The sequence below is a fragment of the Pseudonocardia lutea genome, from assembly GCF_042658055.1.
GTDB classification, from domain to species: Bacteria; Actinomycetota; Actinomycetes; order Mycobacteriales; family Pseudonocardiaceae; genus Pseudonocardia; species Pseudonocardia lutea.
Map to the genome: position 1 here is coordinate 1 of NZ_JBHSQK010000155.1, position 5311 is coordinate 5311.

At 75.7% G+C, this 5311-nt stretch carries 5 protein-coding genes; 3 read left to right on the plus strand and 2 right to left on the minus strand.

Translation table 11 applies throughout. The annotated features are described in order from the left end of the window. Positions 1 to 79: 79 nt before the first annotated feature. Genes ACFQH9_RS32155 through ACFQH9_RS32165 form a run of 3 tightly spaced genes read left to right on the plus strand, consistent with a single transcriptional unit; the run spans position 80 to position 3380 of the window. Positions 80 to 304: a DUF1049 domain-containing protein gene (locus tag ACFQH9_RS32155; protein WP_379572254.1), complete on the plus strand. Its 225-nt coding sequence runs from the start codon at positions 80 to 82 to the stop codon at positions 302 to 304. Positions 305 to 309: 5 nt separating this feature from the next. Continuing rightward, on the plus strand, positions 310 to 1758 hold the full coding sequence (locus ACFQH9_RS32160) for a DUF2252 domain-containing protein (RefSeq protein ID WP_379572256.1): 1449 nt from the start codon (positions 310 to 312) through the stop codon (positions 1756 to 1758). Then, positions 1755 to 3380 (plus strand): MFS transporter, encoded by a 1626-nt coding sequence (locus ACFQH9_RS32165; protein WP_379572258.1) that lies wholly within the window; start codon positions 1755 to 1757, stop codon positions 3378 to 3380. The genes ACFQH9_RS32160 and ACFQH9_RS32165 overlap by 4 nt, the downstream gene beginning before the upstream one ends. Position 3381: 1 nt before the next feature. Here the strand turns inward: ACFQH9_RS32165 and ACFQH9_RS32170 are convergent, their stop codons facing one another. Continuing rightward, positions 3382 to 4377 (minus strand): S-adenosylmethionine:tRNA ribosyltransferase-isomerase, encoded by a 996-nt coding sequence (locus tag ACFQH9_RS32170; RefSeq protein ID WP_379572260.1) that lies wholly within the window; start codon positions 4375 to 4377, stop codon positions 3382 to 3384. After that, on the minus strand, positions 4374 to 5054 hold the full coding sequence (locus ACFQH9_RS32175) for an SDR family NAD(P)-dependent oxidoreductase (protein WP_379572261.1): 681 nt from the start codon (positions 5052 to 5054) through the stop codon (positions 4374 to 4376). Before ACFQH9_RS32175 ends, ACFQH9_RS32170 begins: the two co-directional genes overlap by 4 nt. Between the last annotated feature and the right edge of the window lie 257 nt (positions 5055 to 5311).

The window sequence follows — 5311 nt, forward strand, 5'->3', positions numbered from 1 at the left end:
GTGATCATCGCGCTCGACATCGCCGTGATCTGGGCGCTGGTGCGCGAGCAGCGCGAGACGGTCTGACCGGGTGCCGGCGATGACGACGCAACGACCGGCCGGACGGGCACGGCGCACGGTCAGCCCCCGGCTGGTCGTCGCGCTCGTCGTGATGGTCCTCGCCCTGGTGTTCGTGCTGCAGAACCGCGGCCCGGTGAACGTGTACCTGTTCACGCTCACGCTGAGTGCGCCGCTGTGGCTGCTGCTGGTCGTCATGATCGCCGTCGGTCTGCTGGTCGGCGTCGTCGTGACCCGACGGCGGTGAGGGCGGTGACCAGCACCGCGGCACCGCCCGCACCGCCCGCCGCGCGCCCGCCCGCACCGGGCCCGGCCGAGCGGGTCGAGCTCGGCCGCGCGGCCCGGGCGGCGGCCTCCCGCTCGAGCCACGCCGAGCTGCCGGCCCGGCGGGGCAAGGGGGCGTTGAAGATCCTCGCCGCGCAGGACGTCGGCCGGGTGCAGGACCTGTTGCCGATCCGGTACGCCCGGATGGCGCTGTCGCCCTTCGCGTTCCTGCGCGGCTCGGCGGCGGTGATGACCGCCGACCTCGCCGCCACGCCGGTCAGCGGCATCGACGTGCAGCTCTGCGGCGACGCCCACCTGGCCAACTTCGGGTTCTTCGCCTCGCCCGAGCGCCGGCTCGTCTTCGACGTCAACGACTTCGACGAGACCCTGCGGGGCCCGTGGGAGTGGGACGTCAAACGGCTGGCGGCCAGCGTCGAGGTCGCCGGCCGGGACCGGGGTCTCGGGCCCCGGGACCGGGCGGCGGCGGTGGAGGGGGCGGTGCGCGCCTACCGCCGGGCGATGCGCGCCTTCGCGGCCATGACCAACCTCGACGTCTGGTACGCGCTCGTCGAGACCGAGGAGCTGTGGGCGCGCTACCGGCGCCGAGTCGCGGCGCCGCGGCGTGCCCGGATGGAGCGGGACCTCGCCAAGGCCCGCACGCGGGACAACCTGGGGGCGCTGGACCGCTTCACCGCGGTCGTCGACGGCGCCCCGCGGATCGCCGCCGCGCCACCGATCGTGGTGCCGGTCCGCGACCTCTACCCGGAGGAGGTGGAGCGGCGCGGCATCGAGGACGGCATCCACGAGCTGCTCGAGGGCTACCGGCAGAGCCTGTCCCCGGACCGTCGCCGGTTGTTCGAGCAGTACCGCCCCGTGGACATCGCCCACAAGGTCGTCGGTGTCGGGAGCGTCGGCACCCGGTGCTGGATGCTGCTCTTCCTCGGCCGCGACGACCGCGATCCGCTGTTCCTGCAGGCCAAGGAGGCGGGCCCGTCGGCCCTGGAGTCCGTGCTGGGTCCCGCCCCGCAGGCCACGGCGGGGCAGCGGGTCGTCGAGGGGCAGCGGCTGATGCAGACGGTGGGCGACATCTTCCTGGGCTGGCAGCGGACGACCGGGGTCGACGGCGAGGTCCGCGACTTCTACCTGCGCCAGCTGCGGGACTGGAAGGGCTCGGTCGAGGTCGACAGCCTGCGCCCGCGCGGGTTGCGGCTCTACGCGGAGATCTGCGGACAGACCCTCGCCCGTGCCCACGCGCGGAGCGGCGACCGGATCGCGATCGCCGCCTACCTCGGCTCGTCGGCCGCCTTCGACCGGGCCCTCGCCGCGTTCGCCCGCGCCTACGCCGACCGCACGGAGGCCGACCACGCGGCGCTGCGCCGGGCGATCGAGACGGGGAAGGTGGCCGCGGCCGACCCGACCACGGACGGCCACGGGTGAACCGCTGGAAGCCGCTCGTCGCCCTCGGGATCGCCCAGTTCCTGGTCGTGCTCGACACGGCGGTCATGAACGTGTCGATCAGCGCGCTCGTCGCGGACTTCGACACCACGGTCGCCGCCATCCAGGGGGCCATCACCCTCTACACCCTGGTCATGGCCGCCTTCCTGATCACCGGGGGCCAGATCGGGGACATCCTCGGCCGCCGTCGCGCCTTCGCGGTCGGGCTGGTCGTCTACGGCGTCGGCTCGGGGATCACCGCGATCGCGCCGACGCTGTGGGTGCTCGTGCTCGGCTGGTCGGTGATCGAGGGCCTCGGCGGCGCGCTCGTGCTGCCCGCGCTGGCCGCCCTGGTGGGCGGCAACTACCGGGGCCGGGACCGGGCCGTCGCCTACGGCGTCATCGGGGGACTGGCGGGCGCGGGGATCGCGGTCGGCCCGATCCTCGGCGGCTGGGCGACGACCTACCTGAGCTGGCGGGTCGTGTTCGCCGGCGAGGTCGTGATCGTCGTGGCGATCCTGTTGATGCTGCGCTGGATCGCCGACGCACCCGCCGCCGGGCCTCGCCGCAGGCCGGACCTGGTGGGGGCGGCCCTGTCCGTGGTCGGGCTCGCGTGCGTGGTCCTGGGCGCGCTGCAGAGCAGCGCCTGGGGCTGGCTCGAGCCGCGGAACCCGCCCTTCACGGTGCTCGGCTTCGCGCCGACCCTGTTCGTGATCGCGTTCGGGCTCGTCGTGCTCGGGCTGCTGCGCAGCTGGGTGCGGCACCGGGAGGAGCGGGGCCGCGACCCGTTGGTCCGCTGGGCGCTGTTCGCGATCCGGCCGCTGCGCGCCGCGCTCTCGACGCTGCTGGCCCAGAACCTGATCCTGCTGGGCGTCTTCTTCACCATCCCGCTGTACCTGCAGGTGGTGCAGGGTCTCGACGCCTTCTCCACCGGGCTGCGGCTGCTGCCGGTCTCGGTCACGATGCTGGTGACGTCCATGGCCGCGCCGGTGGTGAACCGGTTCGCCGCGCCGCGCGCGGTGGTGCGGACCGGATTCGTCGTGCTGTGCGGCGCCTCGCTGTGGCTGGTCGGCAGCGTCCGGCCGGAGCTCGACGACCTGTCGTTCGCCCTCGCCACCGGCCTCCTCGGCGTCGGGATGGGCCTGCTCGCCGGGCAGCTCGGGAACGTGGCACAGTCCAGCGTCGGCGAGGCCGAGCGCAGCGAGGTCGGCGGGCTGCAGTACACCGCGCAGAACCTCGGCTCCTCGCTCGGCACGGCCCTGATCGGCTCCTTCCTGCTGGGTGCCCTGACGCGGGCGAGCCTCACCGGGGTGTCCGCGGCGCCGGTGTCCGAGGCGACCCGCCAGCAGGTCGGCACGGCGCTGGAGCAGGGCATCTCGTTCCTCTCGCTGGACCAGGCGCGGGCCGCGTTGGGCGCGGCCGGAATCGGGGCCCAGGAGACCGAGGTCCTGGTGGCCGGGTACGCCCACGCCCAGCTGCTCGGGCTGAAGGTGGCGCTGCTGGCCGCCGCGGGGATCGCGCTGCTCAGCCTGTTCCTCACCCGGGAGCTGCCGCACCGCCGGGAGCCCGAGCAGGCGGCTGTCCCGGCCCCGGTGTCGGAACCGCCGGTGGGTGCTCGGGGCTAGGTCACGGGAGCAGCAGGCAGGAGTCGCCGAACTCGTGCCAGCGGTAGCCCTCCTCGAGCGCGGCCGCGTAGGCCCTCCCGACCAGCCGCCGCCCGGCGACCGCGCGGAGCAGGAGCAGGTGCGAGGCCTCGGGCTCGTGCCAGCCCGTCAGCAGCCCGTCGACGACGCGGACCGGCCGGTCCGGGCCCAGGACCAGCTCGGTCGTGCCCTCGCCGGCCCGCACCGTGCCGTCTGGCTCCGCGACGGTCTCCAGCGCGCGGGTCACGGTGGTCCCCACCGCGACGATCCGGTGCCCCGCCGCGCGGGTCGCGGCGACGGCCTCGGCCGTGGCGAGGGGGACCCGGTAGCGCTCGGGCAGCGGGGTCTCGCCCGCCTCCAGGGAGGACACGCCGGTGTGCAGCACCAGCTCGGCGACCCCGATCCCGCGTGCCCGGAGCCCCTCGAGCACCCCGAAGGTGAAGGGCCGCCCCGCGCTCGGCATCTCCGCGCTGCCGAAGCGGCCGTCGGGTCGGGCGAACACGGTGCGGTACTCGGCGAGTGGGGGACGTTCCCGCAGGTAGGAGTAGGTGATCGGGCGCCCGGCCACGGCCAGGTACCGGCGCAGCCCGCCCTCCACGGGGATGCGCGCCCGCCAGATCCGCGGGCCGCCGGAGAGCAGGGTCGCGGTCACCCCGCGCGGCAGCCGGACGGGCTCGCCGGCCCGCCCGTCGAGGACCCGGTGCCCGTCCGGCGTCCGCAGCTCCACGAGCCAGGTCCCGCCGGGGGCGGGTCCCGAGACGTGGAGGACGACGGGCCTGCCCGCGCGGGTGCCGTCGAGCGCGGCGGGCTCGGTGTCGGAGGTGTTGACCACGACCAGGTCGCCGGGCTCCAGCGCCTCCGGCAGGTCGGTGAACCGCCGGTGGCGGAGCGGCCGCCGCGCCCGCGCGACCATCAGCCGCACGCCGTCCCGGACGGGCGGCGGGGCGGTGGCCACCAGCCCGGGCGGGACCGGCCTCACGACGCCACCCGCAGGGCCGCGGCGGTGTACCGGCCCGACGGCGGTCGGTCCGAGAGCAGCCGCAGCAGCGCCGGCACCACGGTCTCCGGCTCCGGGCGGTCGGAGATGTCCTCGCCGGGGAAGGCCCGCTGGTGCATCGCGGTGCGCATGTCCCCGGGATCGAAGGCGTACACGCGCAGCCCCGGCTCCTCCACGCCCAGCACCGCGGCGAGGTGGTCGAGCGCGGCCTTCGCCGCGCCGTAGCCGCCCCAGCCCTCGTAGGCCTCGACGGCTGCGTCGGAGCTGAGCGTGACGACCGTGCCTCCGGCGGCGCGCAGGGCCGGCAGGGTCTCCCGGGTGAGGCCCAGTGGGGCCAGCACGGTGGTCTCCAGGACGCCGCGCAGGGCGTCGAGCGGGTAGTCGGCCAGCCGGGGCAGGGGCGAGGGGCCGAGCTCGCCGGCGTTGTGCACCAGCAGGTCCAGCCGGTCGCCGGCCGCTGCGGCGAGCTCGGCGCGGAAGCGCGGGTCGGTGACGTCGCCGGGCAGGGCGCGGACGCCGGGCACCCCGGCGAGCGCGCCCCGCAGGCGGTCGGCGTCCCGGGCGCAGGCCACGACGGTGGTCCCGCGCCGGGCCAGGGCGACGGTGAGGGCGAGCCCGAAGCCCTGCCCCGCACCGGTGACGATCGCGGTCGGTGTCATGCGGACCACCGTGCGACCTGAAGCTCGGTTCAGGTCAAGGAACTCGGTCGCCCGGCGCACGCCCGCCGCGCGAGAGGCGTCGACGCGACGGTGCCCAAACGATCGGTCGAGCAGTACCGACCGAACGATTGACCAGTCGACGGGAGCGCGGCTAGCGTCGGGGTGTCGGGCCGCCGAGTCACGGGAGACGCAGGTGCCGGAGAGTGGGATCGGGCGGTCCGTGCCGCCGCACCGCCGCGCGGTGGCGCCCAAGGCGC

Coding starts and splice junctions, on each gene's coding strand:
- ACFQH9_RS32155 (WP_379572254.1), top strand. CDS start 80: ATGACGACGCAACGACCGGCCGGACGGGCACGGCGCACGGTCAGCCCC.
- ACFQH9_RS32175 (WP_379572261.1), bottom strand. CDS start 5,054: ATGACACCGACCGCGATCGTCACCGGTGCGGGGCAGGGCTTCGGGCTC.